Origin of the sequence: Pseudomonas sp. 10S4 (assembly GCF_034344865.1) — a bacterium.
Taxonomy (GTDB): domain Bacteria; phylum Pseudomonadota; class Gammaproteobacteria; order Pseudomonadales; family Pseudomonadaceae; genus Aquipseudomonas.
In genome coordinates this window covers 5634246-5650507 of the sequence record NZ_CP133774.1, presented here as the reverse complement: position 1 = coordinate 5650507, position 16262 = coordinate 5634246, and the positions used below count along the sequence as shown (strand labels likewise).

Sequence of the window (16262 nt, the reverse complement as noted above, 5' to 3'; positions counted from 1 at the left end):
GAGTTGTCGTCCCTTAACCGCGTGGAGTCGCAGCAGCCAGTTTCACAACCGTACCCGGCGCGACCTTGGCAGGTGCTACTTGGGGCAGGTTGCTGGCTTCCAGCGCTTGTCGTTGTTGAGCCAGAGCGGCGAGGGTTTCCTTGGTGGCCATCGGGATCACTTCAGGGGTGACTGGCGAACCAGGGCGAACCCGTTGCAGGCCCTTGACGATGACGGTGTCATCTTTGTTCAGGCCGCTGCGCACGATGCGCAAGCCTTCGATTTTCGGACCCAGCTCGACCGCGCGGTACGCCGTTTTGTTGTCGGCATCCATTACCAGCACGAACTTTTTACCCAAGTCGGTACCGACTGCTTCGTCATTGATCAGCACGGCAGAGTAGGTGCCGCTGCCGACCAGTTTCAGACGTGCATAAAGGCCTGGGGTGTAAGTGCCATCGGTGTTGTCGAACACAGCGCGACCGCGAATGGTGCCGGTCTTCGGGTTGACCTGGTTGTCGACGAAGTTCATCACGCCCTGGTGCGGGTTGCCGTCTTCGTTGGACAGTCCGAGATAAACCGGGGTCGTTGCGCCGCGTTTACCCTGGCGAGCGAGCTGGGTGTATTTCAAGAACACACGCTCGTCGGCGTCGAAGTAGGCGTAAACCTTGTCGGTGGACACTACGCTGGTGAGCGCTGTGGTATCGGCGGTCACCAGGTTGCCGGCAGTGATTTCCGCACGGCTGACGCGACCGCTGATCGGCGACGTCACGCGGGTGAAGCTCAGGTTGAGTTTGGCCAGATCCAGTTGTGCCTGGAGGGCACCGACGGCCGCGCGGGCTTCCTGGGAAGCGCTGGTGCGCGAGTCGGCCAGTTCGGCGGAGATCGCGTTGCTGGTCCGCAGGCGTTCACCGCGTTGGGCTTCGTTTTCGCTACGGGTGGCGTTGGCACGGGACTGGGCGACCAGTGCTTCTAGGCGGCGGACCTCTGCCTGGAACGGACGCGGGTCAATCTGGAACAGCAAGTCGCCTTTCTTGACCAATGCGCCTTCAGTGAAGGTTACTTCATCGATCTGACCGGAGACCCGTGGACGAATTTCTACAGTTTCTGGCGCTTCGAGGCGCCCGGTGAATTCGTCCCACTCGTTGACGGGTTGCTCCAGCACTTTGGCCACGCTGACTTTCGCCGCTGGCATGCTGGCGGCAGTCTGAGGAGCCTTGCCGCAAGCGCTCATCACCACCACGGCCAATAAGGCCAACGGGAAGCGCAAATGTTTGAATGACTGTTCCATGGATGCATCCGCCAATGTATTGAGAATGGACGGATGATGCTCGGAGGGGCTGTATCGCACGAATCGAATGAGGCAAAGGTAACTATCATTCGGAATGATATAAGACCGAGGCAAGCCCTCTAGCATGCACCTTTCGTTAGGGCGCTATCAATCTTGCGGATGACAATTCTATGTTGCGAGGAATGCAAAGGTCGGACTGAATGGAAGTCTTGTCAATGGTTCAAACAAAGAGACGGCCATCATGGCCGTCTCGATTAGCGTCTTGCGAAACTAAGTTCAGTTGATCCCTTTAGGGTTCGGACCGAAACGGTTGTCGCCAGGCTGGCTGTCTTGAGCCAGGAAGACAATGTTCACGATAGGCAGCAAGATCCACCAGCCGCTGCGGTTAGTGTCGTGCATCCGGCGAATGGCCGCAGCGATACTAGGCAGGAACACCGCCAGGCTGTAGAAATTTGAAATGATCCCTTTGGCACCCAGTACGGCGTCAATAACGCCGAGGACTATGGCGACCCCGAGGTTGATCAGAATAAACATCCAGTATTCGCGGCGGCTGGCGCGGCCGGTGAATACAGCATATTTCTTGAGCACCTCAAGGTACGGGTTGCCGGTTTCTGGTACAGCGTTTGACGTTGTACGTGTTGGCTGGAACACCTGTGGTGCGCCGCATTGCGGGCAGGCGACAGCCAGGCTGCTGATTTCCTTGGCACAACCACGACAAAAAACCATGCTCATATTTTTTCCCTAAAATTAGTCTAACGACAGTCCAACGAAAACAAGCGTCGCAATAGCTGACATAACAACCCCAGCGATCGCTAGGCTATTTCCTGGTTTTTTTGATTGATGCTGATGATGCCGCAAATGAGACCGGCGACAGAAAAGAGGCCCAGGCCGAAGAGGGTATCTCTGTCCCATTCGGAGTCATCAAACAGAGAAAGTATGCTGATGATGCCCAATATCAACGAGGTGATGGCCAGCCACGGCGCACTGACGCCATTCGTTGCAGCAAGTGCAACGTGTTGGCTCGCTCCGCACTGGGGGCAAGTCGGGGCTGTCTCGTGAAGTTCCTTGGCGCATGCGCGACAAAATACCATTGTCATCGTTTTCCTTAACGTCTAGTGCTGAATGCCCGCCTCGCTATCGGCCGAATCCGGGCTGACTTTAGAATAATTTCCCCCAGGGCGGATGAGTGCCATTGAAACCTGGCCCTTACGAATGATTGCATGCGCGTAATGGGCCACCTTGGCCAATAAGCATTTATAGGCGAGGGAGGGATGCAGCCAGAACCCGATATACCTATAAAATGTTCCGCTGTTGACCTTGCCCGGCATACTCTGGCGCGCAGATTGCTTGCGGATAAGTACGCGCGATCCGATCCCGCTCGATGTATTCCGTGGCTGTACGTTAGCGTTTGGCGCGGTGCGTATAGAGTCACGGACCTGTTTGATCATCGATAGAGTAATACGAACTTTAAATGAGCAATTCTACGGCTACAACTAACGACAACTGGCACCCGGTCATTGCGCTGGCGCTGGCTGCGTTTGTGTTCAATACCACCGAGTTTGTGCCGGTCGGTCTGTTGAGTTCGATCGGCAGCAGCTTCGACATGTCGACGGCTCAGGTCGGCCTGATGTTGACCATCTATGCGTGGGTGGTGTCCCTGACGTCGCTTCCCGTCATGTTGCTAACGCGTAACATCGAGCGGCGCAAGCTGTTGATCGTTCTGTTTGGGATGTTCATTGCCAGTCACGTTCTGTCGAGTCTGGCTACAAGCTTCGGTGTCCTGTTGCTGAGCCGGGTCGGCGTGGCGCTGTCGCATGCACTGTTCTGGTCCATCACCGCGTCTTTGGCCGTGCGCCTTGCGCCACCGGGTAAGCAGGTCCAGGCGTTGGGCTTGCTGGCAACCGGTACTTCCCTGGCGATGGTGCTGGGGATTCCCCTCGGCCGGTTGTTGGGCGAGGCCATGGGCTGGCGCACCACCTTTATCGTGATCGCTGTGTTGGCGGCAACGCTGGTGTTCTGGCTGGCCAGGGTCCTGCCGTTGTTACCCAGTCAGAACTCGGGCTCTCTCAGAAGCCTGCCCCTGTTGTTCAAGCGACCGGCACTGGTGGCAATCTATGTGCTGACGGCGTTGGTGGTGACCGCACAGTTCACGGCCTACAGCTACATCGAGCCCTTCGTTCAGGTGGTGGCCGGCTTGAGTGGCGATGTGGTGACCTTCATTCTTTTATTGTTCGGTGGCTCCGGTATTTTCGGGTCGCTGTTCTTCAGTTGGCTGCACCGCTATAGCCCGCAGCGCTTTCTGATCGTGAGCGTGGTGTTGCTCACATTGTGCCTGACGTTGCTGTTGCCATTGAGCGGCAAGGTCTCGTATCTGGGGACGCTGAGTCTGTTCTGGGGAATGGCGATCATGGGTTTTGGACTGGCGTTGCAGTCGAAGGTCCTGGTGCTGGCTCCGGACGCTACCGATGTGGCGATGGCGCTGTTTTCGGGGATCTACAACGTGGGCATTGGCGCCGGGGCACTGCTGGGAAGTTGGGTGGGCGGGCAGTTCGGGTTTGCCTACATCGGGGTCGTTGGCGGCATGCTGGCGGCGTTGGCGTTGTTGTTCTACTGCCTGGCAATCTATCGCTTCACTCAGCCTGGGGCTTCGGCTTGATCTATTGGGTTACGACGTTTTAACGACCTGCTTCGTCGCCAGATGCTCGCAGCTATCGCTTATTGCCTCAGGCGCGAGCCGCAATGGGCATACCTCGGATCTGTCGAGTTCTAAAGTTTTGGTCGCTTATTTTTCCAGGTCAGGGAACACCAGCGTTGTTGCCGGTCTGATCCAGCGTTCGCAGAGCGGCGATCTGTTCGAGATCCGCCCCGCGACCGCCTATCCCGATGACTATCTTGAAACAGTTGAGCAAGCAAGACGTGAAACAGCTGCTGGATTCGAACCGGCCTTAGACCAAGTCATCCCGTATGTTGAGCGCCACGACGTACTGTTTCTCGGTTTCCCGATCTGGGGGCAGACCGCTCCTCCAGTGATAAGGACGTTCTTGTCGGCACATAACTTGTCCGGAAAAAGGGTCGCGCCTTTTATCACTCATGGTGGCTACGGACTGGGTGACAGCCTGGACGTGCTGGTGCTTCACGCGCCCGGCGCTCACGTTGTGGAAGGTTTCGTGATGGAAGGGGAGCAGGAAAAGAAAACAATGGAGAAGGTGCATGGGTGGCTAGACAGATTTGCATCGCCAAGCCATGAAATCGGAATTTGAATCGCCGCGATTTCGAGCCTGGCTTGCCAGGCTTTCAAATCTGCACAATTAAGATAGAACCGATCAAAGACTATCCGGGTCGCCAAAGAACATCTGAATCCGCGACCGCAACCAGCGCTCGCCCGGATCATTATCCTGCGACCCGCGCCACGCCATGTGCAGTTCAAACGTGCGCACTGGCAACGGTGGATCTTCAGCCCGCACACCGCCGGCTGCGGTCAATGCTTCTGCGGTGTAGTCAGGCACGGTGGCGATAATATCAGTGCCGCTGATGAGTGTACTCAGCCCGTTGAACTGCGGCACGGCGAGTACCACATGGCGTTTGCGCCCGAGCTTTTCGAGTTCTTCATCTATAAAGCCGCTCAGGTCACCGGCGAATGACACCAGCGCATGAGGTCGCGCGCAGAAGTCGTCCAGGCTCAGCGGCCCGGGCACGGTATCGGCGCGCAACAACTTCGGCATACTGCGACGCAGTACTTTGCGCTTGGCGTTGGCCGGCAGATCGGCGGTGTAGCTGACGCCGATTGAGATTTCGCCTGAGGCCAGCAGGGCCGGCATCAGGATGTAGTTGGCCCGACGCACCACCAGCACGATGCCCGGTGATTCGGCGCGCAGGCGTTTGAGCAACATGGGCAGCAAAGCGAATTCGACATCGTCCGATAGGCCAATACGAAACACCGCAGTGCTGGTGGCTGGATCGAATTCCGCCGCACGACTGACCGCTGTGGAAATCGAATCCAGCGCCGGGGAGAGCAGGGCGAAGATTTCCACCGCTCGGGCAGAAGGTTCCATGCTGCGGCCGGTGCGCACGAACAGAGGATCATCGAACAGCCCGCGCAGGCGCGAGAGCGCCGCACTGATGGCGGGCTGGCCGAGGAACAGCTTTTCCGCCGCGCGGGTCACGCTGCGTTCATGCATCAATGTTTCGAATACGATCAACAGGTTCAGGTCGACACGACGCAGGTCATTACGATTCATCTGGAGTCCTGGCAGAGTCAGCAAGCTTGACGTGAGCGGCCATATGAGAACAATGGCCGGCATGAATCTTACGGGCAAAGGCTGCTACTCTGCACCGTGTAATTCACTTTTTACTTAAATGGCTGCTTCGGTTTTTTACGGCATTTGGTGATGTCGCCGTCGCTGCGGAATCAATGACAGGCATGTCGACTATTAATAGCCACTGATGGTCTTGGGTAGAAAGCCCAGATAGAGTTCATGGCATTAGAGGTTACTTTGACGAGGTTTGCGATGTCCCGCACGATCCGTTTTCACAAGTTTGGTCCAGCCGAGGTGCTCAAATGCGAAGAGCATGCGGCCGCTCTCCCTGCACCAGGTGAAGTGCAGGTGCGCGTCGAAGCAATCGGCATCAGCTGGTACGACATTCTCTGGCGCCAAAACCTGGCCTCATCCCACGCTCGTCTGCCTTCAGGCCTTGGCCATGAAATGTCCGGCGTAGTGACGGCGGTTGGCGACGGTGTCGATGATTTGGCTGTGGGTGACAAGGTCGCCAGCTTCCCGGCCGAGAGCCCTAACGATTATCCAGTCTACGGCGAACAGATCGTTCTGCCGCGCTCGGCACTGACCCGTTACCCGGACGTGCTCAGCCCGATCGAAGCCAGCGTGCATTACACGCCGCTGCTGATTGCCTATTTTGCCTATGTCGATCTGGCGCGGGTCAAACCGGGGCAGTTCGTCTTGGTGACCGACGCCAGCCACTGCGCAGGACCGTCCTTTGTACAGCTGGGCAAAGCCCTGGGTGTGCGAGTGATCGCGGCGACCAAAACTGCAGAAGAACGCGAATACCTGCTGTCCCTCGGCGCCGAGAAAGTCATCGTCACCGAAGAGCAGGATCTGCTGATGCAGATCAACAAAATCACCGATAACCGTGGCGTCGACGTTGTGTTCGATGGTCTCGGCGGGCCGCAGATGTCGTTGCTCGGTGATGTGCTGGCGCCTCGCGGTAGCCTGGTGCTCTATGGTCTGCAAGGTGGCAATCAAACGCCATTCCCGGCCTGTGCAGCGTTCCAGAAAAACATTCAGTTCTTTGTGCACTGTATCGGTAACTTCACCGGCAAGCCGGAGCTGGGCATCATTCAGGATCAGGTGGCGTTGCAACGAGCGTTGCGCGACATCAACCAGTTGACCGCCGACCGCGTGCTGCTGCCACTCAAGACTCGGGTCTTCCCGTTTGCCGAGTTTGTCGAAGCGCACCGCTACATGGACGAATGCCCATGTCGCGAACGGGTCGCCCTTCAGGTCGAGCCTGTGTAAACCCCTCTACAAGAGTCCGTGAACCCACGGACTCTTGTGCGTTAGCCCTCTCTCCTGTTTTCTCCCATGCCCTCCGCGCGCGTTGCGCGGGCGGCATCGCCGTTCCTGATCGCACAGTTGAACGTTTCAGCAACTGAACCGGTTTTTGCTTGCGATCTGTATCTTCTAATCATCATATAAGCCCTGATAATTGAATGATTGCTTTCATCTCAAGGAAAGAGTCATGAGTGCGCTTTCGGCTGATAATTTCCGGCAGCTATTCGCAATAGAGCGTGGGTTAGTCAGGCTTCGTCTAGTTACCAAAAATAGATCAGTGTCTTCTTTCTTTATTTTCTGTACTCAATGTCTGTGGGACGCTGTCGGAAGTTTCCTAGGAAGTCGCGTAAAACCTAAAGAACCTTGCCCTGCCTGGCTTTGCGAGGAGGTGGCTGTCGCCTGTGCATAGGCCGAGTACAAACATTTCAAATAATTACCCAAAACTTAAGTGCTAGCATTTCATGACGGGATCCAGCACTTCATCACCGAGAATCGGTCGCGCAGTGTCTATCACCGCTTGCGTGGCATTGAACTTCCGAATACCAGGTAAAACACTGATGACGACAATCCATGATCAGGCAATGAACTATGTTTATCAGCAAGTACTACAACGGCTGCTGAGTTTTTTCTCTCGGGCCGAACGCACTGCATTGCAGCTTATGATTCAGCGTCTGGTGGTGGCGGCCGGCGGTATGGAGCGAGTCGGCGACTTCAAAGTGATGTCGATTCAGACCGGAACGCTGGACAGTTGCTACACCCTGGCGCTGCTACGTGCCGCTCAACTGAGTATCGCCAGCCGTGCACCGGCAACCTTCCAGTTGCGCGTCGCCACCTTGCGCTTGAGCGGGACCGGTTCGACAGCGCTGGACAACATCCATCGTAGCAACGCGGCATTGTTCCTCTACGATGATCCGCGGGTCGAACTGTTGATGGTGGATGACCGCGAAGTTCTGCCATTCGACCATCTGGCACCGATCTCCGAGGCCGGGCGAGAGTCGAATCGGCTCAATTTATTGATGGTCGGCCATCGCCGGAGCTGGAACGACCCGCTTGATCTATGGGATGACGGGTATCTGACAACGGCCGAGTTTTACGGGCAGATCGCACGGTGGAACGGCGGAGTCGATGTGTTGATCAACAGCGAAAGCCCCCGCCAACAGAAGCAGTTTCTCGACGGATTGAAGCGTGCCGCACAAAAGGCGAGTCTCGGCACCTCGAACTACAGCGTCACGGGGTTTGAGATTCTGTTTACTGTGCTCGATGACTTGGGCAGCGACTATTACCGTGAGTTCTACGCTGGCCATAGGCACGCGACTTGGCGCCCGGCTGGCCTATTCGAAGCCTGCCGCCGCACGACAAGCCTCGACATTCACGACATGGTCGTCGGCAAACTGGATGAACGCTGGCCTTTGCTCACAGAGTTTCTGGGCGTGCAGCCCGACGAAATGGCGGCGCACCTGAGCGATAACGAATACGTCAACCCGCTGATTGCCGCGCACTTGCATGGATTGCAGGCAAGCTTTGTGGCGGGTCACAGCTACGAAGCCGGATTAGCCGAATACTTGCAGCGAGCCTTGGTGATGATGCGCCGCAAGCTGGTACCTGAACGTATTTGCGAACTGGCGCTGGAGTCGTTCGGTAATCTGGCAACCATGGCCGAACAGCGCATGCTGGCGGCGGTCGAGGCACAGAAAACCCTCGGGCTGACCGAAGCCCAGCTGATATGCCTGCTCTTTGCGCCCTTTGTCGATCAAGGTGCCGGGCTGGAGCGCTTTCTGCGCAACTGCCACCCCGGCATGCTCGTGGCCATGCCGGACTTGCACAAGGCGATGCAGGGGTATCAGGCGCCAGAACAGGTCGTGCAATGGATGATCGATGTCAGTGGGCTGCCGGTTAGCCTGATTGGCACGCTTTACAGCATGAGGCCGGTGGCAGTCGAGGATGGCGGCGACGCTGACAGGCTGTCGGGCGAGGCAGGCATGTCAGTCGATGATCCGCAGAGCGATGGTGCCGCAATGATTGGCGAACGGTCAGCGGGGCATTGACGGTGCAACAGCAGCCGTCTTCTACCGCCAGTTGCGTTCTCCACTTGCTTGGCAATGCGCAAGGCCAACACCCATGAAAGGGCCCAGAGAAACAGACTTTGCTTACCAGGCGGTTTACCGCTACCTGACTCACCTTATCAACGGGCCGGACTGTGCCACGCAAATTCGCCTGCCATCATTACGGCAGTTGGCGGTGCGTCTGAACGTGTCGATCTCGACCATTCAGTACGCGTATTCATTGCTGGAGAAGGAAGGGCGGGTCTACTCGGTAGCCAAGTCAGGCTATTACTCATTGCCGGTGGCTTCGATGGGGCCGATGACCAGCGGCAATGATTTGCTTGAAACTGTCTATGCGTACGCAAGGCGTCCCGAAATGCTGGTGTTGAGCGCGGATGAGCCCGCCCTGTTGCAGCCGTTGGACAGTCCGTTGTTGATGCTGGAGCGAGAACTATTGCGCCAGTATCCACGCCAGCCGCCATTGGCTGGGCAACCCTGTGGCGAACTGGAACTGCGCACGGCACTCGCGGCGCGCTATACCTCGTCGCCGGCGCGTTGCTGGCATGCGGATGAGGTTTACATCGGTGCCGATCTGCGCGGGGTACTGGAAGTGCTAATCGCCGTGCTGTGCCTCAAGGGCGCCACGGTATTGGTCGAGTCGCCATGCGACTGGGTCATTCTGCGTTTGTTCGAGGCGGCGGATGTGCGGGTGATCGAGTGGCCGTTGCAAGCCAGTGGCGCATTGGATCTGGAGCAACTCAGGGGCGCGCTGGAGACTGAGCCGGTGCGGCTGGTGCTGCTTTCGTCAGGACTGAGCATGCCGCGAGGCAGTCAGGTGCCGCACGGTAACAGGCAGTCGATCGCGCAACTGTTGGCGCGGCATGACAGCTGGGTGCTGGAAAACGACTGTTACGGTGACCTTGGTTTCGAACCCGACGGCCCCAGGTTTCGCGACCTTCTGGATCCTGATCGACTGATCGTGTTTTCCACCTTCGAGAAAATCATCGGGCCGGAAGCCCCTTACGGTTATCTGCTCTCACGGCAATTGGGTGAGGAACTGCAGCGGCATTTTTTGCTGCGCTCTTTTCGTCTGTCGCCGATCCGCCAGAAAGCCATCGCACGTCTGTACAGTAATGGACGTATCGACCAGCATCTTCAGGTACTGCGGCGCTTGCTCAAGGATCGCCAGGTGCAGATGATCCAGTTATTGCACGAGCGTCTGGGCGACGCCTTGCTGCCCGTCGAGCCGCAGGGCGGTGCGACGATTTGGGTGCGGTCGTTGCGCCGGGTCGATGTGCGGCGGGTGTTCCAGCGCTTGCTCAAACAGCAGGTAGTGATTGCACCGGGCGAGCTGTTCAGCCTGCAAGGTCTGCACGGGCAACACCTGCGCCTGAGCCATACGTTCAGCGGCGACCATGACCTGGCTGCCGCCATGGGATTGCTGGGGGATGCCTTGCGTCTGGAATCGATCGATTGAGCAAGGTTAAAAAACGTCGTCGACAGCTCGGATAGTTACCATCGCGTTGCGGTCAAACTGCCAGTAAACTGCGTCCCTATTCCTGAACCACTCTATTCCAGAGGTTTTGCATGACACTCAGTCCTTTTGCGGGCAAACCGGCACCGGCAGAATTGTTGGTCGACATCCCGCGACTGGTTACGGCCTATTACACCGGCCAGCCTGATGCCGCCATCTCTACCCAGCGCGTCGCTTTCGGCACGTCCGGCCACCGAGGCAGCTCGTTCGACTTGAGTTTCAACGAATGGCACGTTCTGGCTATTAGCCAGGCCATCTGCCTGTACCGTGAGGCCCAGGGTATTGATGGTCCGCTGTTCGTCGGCATCGACACCCATGCGCTGTCGACCCCGGCGGGTGCCAGCGCGCTTGAAGTGCTGGCGGCCAATGGCGTCACCGTGATGATCGCCGAAGGTGACGAGTACACACCGACCCCGGCCATTTCCCATGCGATTCTTTGCTACAACCGCGGCCGTACCTCGGGCCTGGCAGACGGCGTCGTCATTACGCCGTCCCACAACCCGCCACAAAGCGGCGGCTACAAATACAACCCTACCAACGGTGGTCCGGCCGACACCCACATCACCAAGTGGATCGAAGCCAAGGCCAACGAGCTGCTCGGCAACAAACTGGCCGGCGTCAAGCGCATCAGCTACGAGCAAGCGCTGAAGGCCAGCACCACCCATCGTCATGACTACCTCAACACCTATGTCGCCGACCTGATCAACGTGATCGATTTCGACGCCATTCGTGACGCCAAGCTGCATCTGGGTGTCGATCCATTGGGCGGAGCAGGGGTGCGCTACTGGTCGGCGATTGCCGAGCATTACCGTCTGGACCTGGAAGTGGTCAACACTCAGGTCGATCCAACGTTCCGCTTCATGACCGTCGATTGGGACGGGCAGATCCGCATGGACCCATCGTCTACTCATGCCATGCAAGGCCTGATCGGTCTGAAAGATCGCTTCGACGTGGCATTTGGCTGCGACCCGGATCACGACCGCCACGGCATCGTGACCCCGTCCGGCGGACTGCTCGCGCCGAATAACTATTTGGCCGTGTCCATCGACTACCTGTTCCAGAACCGTCCGCAATGGCGTGCCGATGCTGCCGTGGGTAAAACCGTGGTCAGCAGCGGTCTGATTGATCGCGTGGCCAAGCGTCTGGGTCGTCGGCTGTACGAAGTGCCAGTTGGTTTCAAATGGTTTGCTGATGGTCTGTTTGACGGCTCCCTGGGCTTCGGCGGCGAAGAAAGCGCCGGTGCTTCGTTCCTGCGCAAGGATGGCGGTGTCTGGAGCACCGACAAGGACGGCCTGATTCCGGCCCTGTTGGCGGCAGAAATGACCGCTCGCACCGGTCGCGACCCAAGCCAGGCTTATCGCGCCCTGACCGATGAACTGGGCGAACCGTTCTCGGTACGGGTCGATGCCAAGGCCAACCCTGAGCAGAAAGCGCTGCTGAGCAAGCTCTCGCCGGATCAAGTTACCTCGACCCAACTGGCCGGCGAAGCGATCCAGAGCATCCTCAGCCATGCGCCGGGTAACGATCAGGCCATTGGTGGCTTGAAAGTCATGACCGAGAACGGCTGGTTTGCAGCGCGTCCGTCGGGCACCGAAGACATCTACAAGATCTACGCGGAAAGCTTTGTCAGCGACGAACACCTCAAGCAGTTGGTGGCTGAGGCTCAGACTCTGGTGGATGGCGCTATTTCGGCGAAGTGATTGAGGGCCCTGTGGCGAGGGGGCTTGCCCCCGTTGGGTTGCGAAGCGACCCCTATCAGGTGGTTGCGGTGTTTCAGGCTGACCGCATTTAGCATTTTTGCGACTGGTGCGCAGCCGAACGGGGGCAAGCCCCCTTGCCACAATTGGACACACACATAGAAAAAGGGCGACCATCAGGTCGCCCATTTTTTTGCCTGGTATTTAGCCAATCAAGCCAGATCCACCAACACGATTTCACTGTCCTCAATCGCCGTCACCCGCAATACCTGCTCATCGGCAACCGCTACACCGTCTCGAGCTTGTGCACGCAAGCCATTGACTTCAATCACGCCTGTCGCTGGAACCAGATAAGCACGACGTCCGCTATCCAGGCGATATTCCGCCGATTCCCCGGCCTTCAGATTCGCTGCCACCAGCCGTGCATCGGCACGAATCCGCAGGCTTTGATCGTCGCCAGCCTTGCCGCTGGCCAAGGTCACGAAACCTTCACGTTGACCTTTCGGGAACGGCTTGGCGCCCCACGACGGCGCTGAACCGGCCTCGTTGGGGATGATCCAGATCTGGAAGATCCGGGTTTCGGTGGATTCCAGGTTGTACTCGCTATGGGCGATCCCGGTACCGGCGCTCATGACTTGAACGTCACCCGCTTCGGTACGGCCCTTGTTGCCCAGGTTGTCCTGGTGGGTAATCGCACCTTCACGCACATAGGTGATGATTTCCATGTCGCGGTGCGGGTGCTGTGGAAAGCCTGTGCCCGCGGCGATCACGTCATCGTTCCAGACCCGCAGGTTGCCCCAGTTCATGCGTTTCGGGTCGTGGTACTCGGCGAACGAAAAGTGGTGATGGGCATCCAGCCAGCCATGGTGGGCGCCGCCCAAGGTGTTGAAAGGTCTGAGTTCAAGCATGATCGTCTCCTGGAAAGGTTCGTCATGGGGCGGTACGCCTGGGCCACGAAACAAGAACCGGTGGTTGATGGCGTGCATCATCTATCAAGCGATAATCGATAAAAAGCGTAAAAAGTGCCTCAAAACAATCTAATAAGTTGATGTTTGACAACCTCGAAATATTCTCATGCAGCCTTCACTTCATCGTATAAGCCAATGAGCTGTAAGCATTTCACTAGAACTCAACGGCAAATGCAGACACCATAGCCCTCAACAGCCTCACACCCTGGAGTCCGTCCGCGTGCCGCAACACACCCCTGATCTTCCCCCCGAACTTCGTCCCTTGGCCGAGATGCCCTTGCTCAAGCGCCTGGCTGCCCGGTTTTTCGGTCATGGCTTGACTCGATTGCGCGCGCAACACCGCGCGTCCTGGCTGCACGGGCAAGCTGATGGTTTTCGCAGCGGTCACAGCGCCGGGGTCGATTACGGGTTCAACGAAGGCAAGCTCGAAGGGCTGGAACAAGGCCGGCAGGTGTTGCTGATCCGCGATTCGCGCTCCACCGAACACCGGCCGCCGAATGTCGATGACAACTTGTTCGATGACTGGCGCCTGCCATTGAGCGCCGAGATCAAGAAGCGCATGAAGGCCGACGTCGCGCGACTGCTGCCGGCGCATGCCCAGCCCAGCGCGGCGCAGTGGAAAATGATCTTCAGCGATACACCCTCGACCTCGGTGATTGCCGGGGCGGGCGCGGGCAAGTCGACGACGCTGGTATTGCGCATTTTGTTGCTGACTCACTATCTTGGGTTTGAGCTCGGCTCGATGACCGTGGTGACCTTCACCCGTGAATCGCGCAAAGACTTCATTAATAAGCTGATTGAACTGTTTGCGCTATGGGGTCGGGCGCTCAGCCTTAAAGAAGCTCGAGACCTGGTGCGCACCTTCCACTCGCGGATTCTGCCGATGGTCCGCAGTTTGCCGGGGTTCGAACGCCTGCAAGCCTTCGAAAACCTCAGTAATCGCCCGCAAAATGGCGATGAGGAGGTCGACAGCAATCCGTTCGACCTGCGAATCAACGATGCTCAACGCCAGCAGCTCAATGCCTGCTATCACGGCCTGTTTACTTCTAATGAGCGTTTCCGTGAACTGATCCAGCCATTGTCCCGCCACGCCTTGCAACTCAAGGAGCTGGAGCGCGATCACCCGGATGTGCAGAAGCGCATGGCGGTGACCGAACTGGCGTCCAGGCGCGATGAAGAACTCTGTGATGCGATTGAAGACCTGTGGTTTCGCTCCGGTGCCTGGCCGATCAAGGGCATTGAGCCCAATCGTCAGGCCTTCGATATCAACGGCTCGACGTTCCATTGTCATGGCTATATTCCGACATTGGACGCCTGGGTGGTGCTCGGTTTTGATCCTCGGGAAAACCCTCAGATCAGCCGCCCGAATGCCAAGCTGACGGTCCGCGCCGAGTGGGCAGTCAAGCGCACCCTGTTTCAAGCTTTCTGTCGTAAGCCATTGATATGGATAGATAGCTATGACTCTTCAAAACGTGTTTTGGCTTCGATTGCCGGTGACGCGAGCGCCGGGCCGGGCTTCGACTACAAAGTTAAGGGTGAACTGGCTTCCGGGCCGCTACTGGACTGTTTTGTTGCCGCCGCCGGGTTTATCGAGAACCTGGGCCTGGACGTTCCGGACGCCGTGGGCCGGATGAGTTTCGGCAAGGACGACCCCGACCGGTTTTTCTTCGAGGCCCTGAGTCTGTTCTGGCGGGCACTGGAAGACCATTTGCTTGATCAAAAGCCGCCAGTGATGACCTACAACCGGATGTTTGCCTTGTTCAGCGAGCACTCACCGGAAAACCTCAAGTTGTTGAGCGATGAGCTGCTCAGGCCGCTCTCGCATTTGATGATCGACGAATTTCAAGACGTATCGCCGCAGATTGTTTCGTGGATTCGTGCGAGCCTGGCCGAGATCCGCAGCCGCGGCCCAGCCATGCACGTGGGGCGCGGCGCGCAGCGTTCGTCGCTACTTTGTGTGGGTGACGATTGGCAGTCCATCTATGGCTGGCGCGGCAGTTCGCCGACGTATTTCATGGAGTTCAACAAGGAATTCCCATCGCCGAGCACGACTCGGGTGATGCTCAGCGACAACTACCGCAGCCATCAGCACATCATTGATGCCGCCGAACACATCGTGCGCGCCGCACCGGCCATCCCTGGCAAGAAGGCCAAGGCCAGTGGCGAGCCCAAGGCCTTGCAGCCGGTCAACGTGCGGATCGCGACGATCAGGGCGATGGCGCAGCGGTTGATGGAGCACTACAAACGCGGCGATTCAATCTTGATGCTTTATCGAAAAAGCAGCGATAAGTCATTGATAGAAGAACATATTCAGTCTGTTGTTAATGTAGATTCTAGCTTGCCGTACGAATCCCGCCGCCTTAAGCAACTGACCTATCACAGCGCCAAAGGGCTACAGGCAGACGCGGTGTTTTTGCTGGGTGACTGCCAGCATCTAACCAGTTCACCTTACAAGAACCAGGTTTATCGCATGGCCGGGCTTGGCAAGGTTGGGGACAGCGAACCGTATGACAGTGCCCAGAAAGACGAAATCCTGCGACTGGCCTATGTCGGCATTACCCGGGCGGTGAGTCATTGCTACTGGTATGTCGATGGCCAGGAAGGCCAGGCAGTCAATATGCCCAGGGCGTCGGACAAGATCGGCAAGGGCAAGGCGTTCTTCGCGGATCACCGACAAACCACCAAGTCCGCCTAAACCCCGAACCCACATTGGATTTCAGTGTGTCGGGATAATGTACGCACCCACAAAAAAGCCCACATCATGTGGGCTTTTTGTCGGCTGTTAAATGCTCAGGCATAACTTCTGAGCGCCATCGGCGGAATAAAAGCCTCAAGCTCGTCCTCCACCGCTTCGATTATTCGTTCTACATCCGCAGCATTCATCACAGTCGCGCAAGGAATGCCGGCAATGGCGATCATGGTCTCGCCACTGGCACGGTCAAAAAGACGGGCAATCATGCTGCCCGGTGCGTCCATGCTCGCCTCGAAACCCATGGGATGAAAATGCCAGCGCATCAGCTGGCAGGCGTTGGGAAAGGTGACTTTGCTGAATGACCCTTTGTTCATGTGTTGCCCGCCTTAGTCATCGAGCGCTTCCTTTAGCTCATGTTAGGGGGAAGAGCCGTCAATGGCTCAACCGGTGAATGCATTTAAAAGTAGCATCCAGATGTGAAAACCATGTGGATTT

12 protein-coding genes and 1 pseudogene are annotated in these 16262 nt (G+C 57.5%); 7 read left to right on the top strand and 6 right to left on the bottom strand.

Translation table 11 applies throughout. From position 1 onward, the window contains the following. Positions 1-13 precede the first annotated feature (13 nt). The 3 genes and pseudogenes from mexE to RHM58_RS26480 all read right to left on the bottom strand — a co-directional run bounded on the left by mexE (position 14) and on the right by RHM58_RS26480 (position 2364). On the bottom strand, positions 14-1267 hold the full coding sequence (gene mexE / locus RHM58_RS26490; protein WP_201203435.1) for a multidrug efflux RND transporter periplasmic adaptor subunit MexE: 1254 nt from the start codon (positions 1265-1267) through the stop codon (positions 14-16). A 276-nt stretch (positions 1268-1543) separates the two neighbouring features. Further along, positions 1544-1999 (bottom strand): DUF805 domain-containing protein, encoded by a 456-nt coding sequence (locus tag RHM58_RS26485; RefSeq protein ID WP_201255200.1) that lies wholly within the window; start codon positions 1997-1999, stop codon positions 1544-1546. A gap of 15 nt (positions 2000-2014) precedes the next feature. Beyond that, positions 2015-2364, bottom strand: a pseudogene (locus RHM58_RS26480) (DUF4190 domain-containing protein). Between the two features lie 374 nt (positions 2365-2738). Here RHM58_RS26480 and RHM58_RS26475 point away from each other — a divergent pair. Beyond that, complete coding sequence (locus tag RHM58_RS26475) at positions 2739-3923, top strand: sugar transporter (protein WP_322268663.1); 1185 nt, start codon at positions 2739-2741, stop codon at positions 3921-3923. Positions 3924-3984: 61 nt separating this feature from the next. Further along, complete coding sequence (locus tag RHM58_RS26470) at positions 3985-4527, top strand: flavodoxin (RefSeq protein WP_322270907.1); 543 nt, start codon at positions 3985-3987, stop codon at positions 4525-4527. A gap of 63 nt (positions 4528-4590) precedes the next feature. Here the strand turns inward: RHM58_RS26470 and RHM58_RS26465 are convergent, their stop codons facing one another. Next, positions 4591-5505, bottom strand: coding sequence for a LysR family transcriptional regulator (locus RHM58_RS26465; RefSeq protein ID WP_242486235.1), 915 nt, complete (start codon positions 5503-5505; stop codon positions 4591-4593). Between the two features lie 270 nt (positions 5506-5775). Between RHM58_RS26465 and RHM58_RS26460 the strand changes: the two genes are divergently transcribed. From RHM58_RS26460 to pgm, 4 genes are all read left to right on the top strand, one after another. Next, positions 5776-6798 (top strand): zinc-dependent alcohol dehydrogenase family protein, encoded by a 1023-nt coding sequence (locus RHM58_RS26460; RefSeq protein WP_322268661.1) that lies wholly within the window; start codon positions 5776-5778, stop codon positions 6796-6798. A 593-nt stretch (positions 6799-7391) separates the two neighbouring features. Continuing rightward, the gene (locus tag RHM58_RS26455) at positions 7392-8879 is read left to right on the top strand and encodes a hypothetical protein (protein WP_322268660.1); all 1488 of its coding nucleotides are present in this window, start codon (positions 7392-7394) and stop codon (positions 8877-8879) included. A 73-nt stretch (positions 8880-8952) separates the two neighbouring features. Beyond that, the gene (locus RHM58_RS26450) at positions 8953-10353 is read left to right on the top strand and encodes a PLP-dependent aminotransferase family protein (RefSeq protein WP_201255195.1); all 1401 of its coding nucleotides are present in this window, start codon (positions 8953-8955) and stop codon (positions 10351-10353) included. Positions 10354-10463: 110 nt separating this feature from the next. Continuing rightward, positions 10464-12110 (top strand): phosphoglucomutase (alpha-D-glucose-1,6-bisphosphate-dependent), encoded by a 1647-nt coding sequence (gene pgm / locus RHM58_RS26445; RefSeq protein WP_322268658.1) that lies wholly within the window; start codon positions 10464-10466, stop codon positions 12108-12110. A gap of 209 nt (positions 12111-12319) precedes the next feature. Here pgm and RHM58_RS26440 read toward each other — a convergent pair whose 3' ends face one another. After that, positions 12320-13015 carry a pirin family protein gene (locus RHM58_RS26440; protein ID WP_201203491.1) on the bottom strand — a complete coding sequence of 232 codons (696 nt, stop codon included), beginning with the start codon at positions 13013-13015 and terminating at the stop codon, positions 12320-12322. A gap of 280 nt (positions 13016-13295) precedes the next feature. Between RHM58_RS26440 and RHM58_RS26435 the strand changes: the two genes are divergently transcribed. Further along, complete coding sequence (locus RHM58_RS26435; protein ID WP_322268657.1) at positions 13296-15770, top strand: UvrD-helicase domain-containing protein; 2475 nt, start codon at positions 13296-13298, stop codon at positions 15768-15770. A gap of 95 nt (positions 15771-15865) precedes the next feature. Here RHM58_RS26435 and RHM58_RS26430 read toward each other — a convergent pair whose 3' ends face one another. Further along, positions 15866-16141: a DUF1652 domain-containing protein gene (locus RHM58_RS26430; RefSeq protein ID WP_201203500.1), complete on the bottom strand. Its 276-nt coding sequence runs from the start codon at positions 16139-16141 to the stop codon at positions 15866-15868. Positions 16142-16262 lie beyond the last annotated feature (121 nt).

Coding starts and splice junctions, on each gene's coding strand:
- mexE (WP_201203435.1), bottom strand. CDS start 1,267: ATGGAACAGTCATTCAAACATTTGCGCTTCCCGTTGGCCTTATTGGCC.
- RHM58_RS26485 (WP_201255200.1), bottom strand. CDS start 1,999: ATGAGCATGGTTTTTTGTCGTGGTTGTGCCAAGGAAATCAGCAGCCTG.
- RHM58_RS26475 (WP_322268663.1), top strand. CDS start 2,739: ATGAGCAATTCTACGGCTACAACTAACGACAACTGGCACCCGGTCATT.
- RHM58_RS26465 (WP_242486235.1), bottom strand. CDS start 5,505: ATGAATCGTAATGACCTGCGTCGTGTCGACCTGAACCTGTTGATCGTA.
- RHM58_RS26460 (WP_322268661.1), top strand. CDS start 5,776: ATGTCCCGCACGATCCGTTTTCACAAGTTTGGTCCAGCCGAGGTGCTC.
- RHM58_RS26455 (WP_322268660.1), top strand. CDS start 7,392: ATGACGACAATCCATGATCAGGCAATGAACTATGTTTATCAGCAAGTA.
- RHM58_RS26450 (WP_201255195.1), top strand. CDS start 8,953: ATGAAAGGGCCCAGAGAAACAGACTTTGCTTACCAGGCGGTTTACCGC.
- pgm (WP_322268658.1), top strand. CDS start 10,464: ATGACACTCAGTCCTTTTGCGGGCAAACCGGCACCGGCAGAATTGTTG.
- RHM58_RS26440 (WP_201203491.1), bottom strand. CDS start 13,015: ATGCTTGAACTCAGACCTTTCAACACCTTGGGCGGCGCCCACCATGGC.
- RHM58_RS26430 (WP_201203500.1), bottom strand. CDS start 16,141: ATGAACAAAGGGTCATTCAGCAAAGTCACCTTTCCCAACGCCTGCCAG.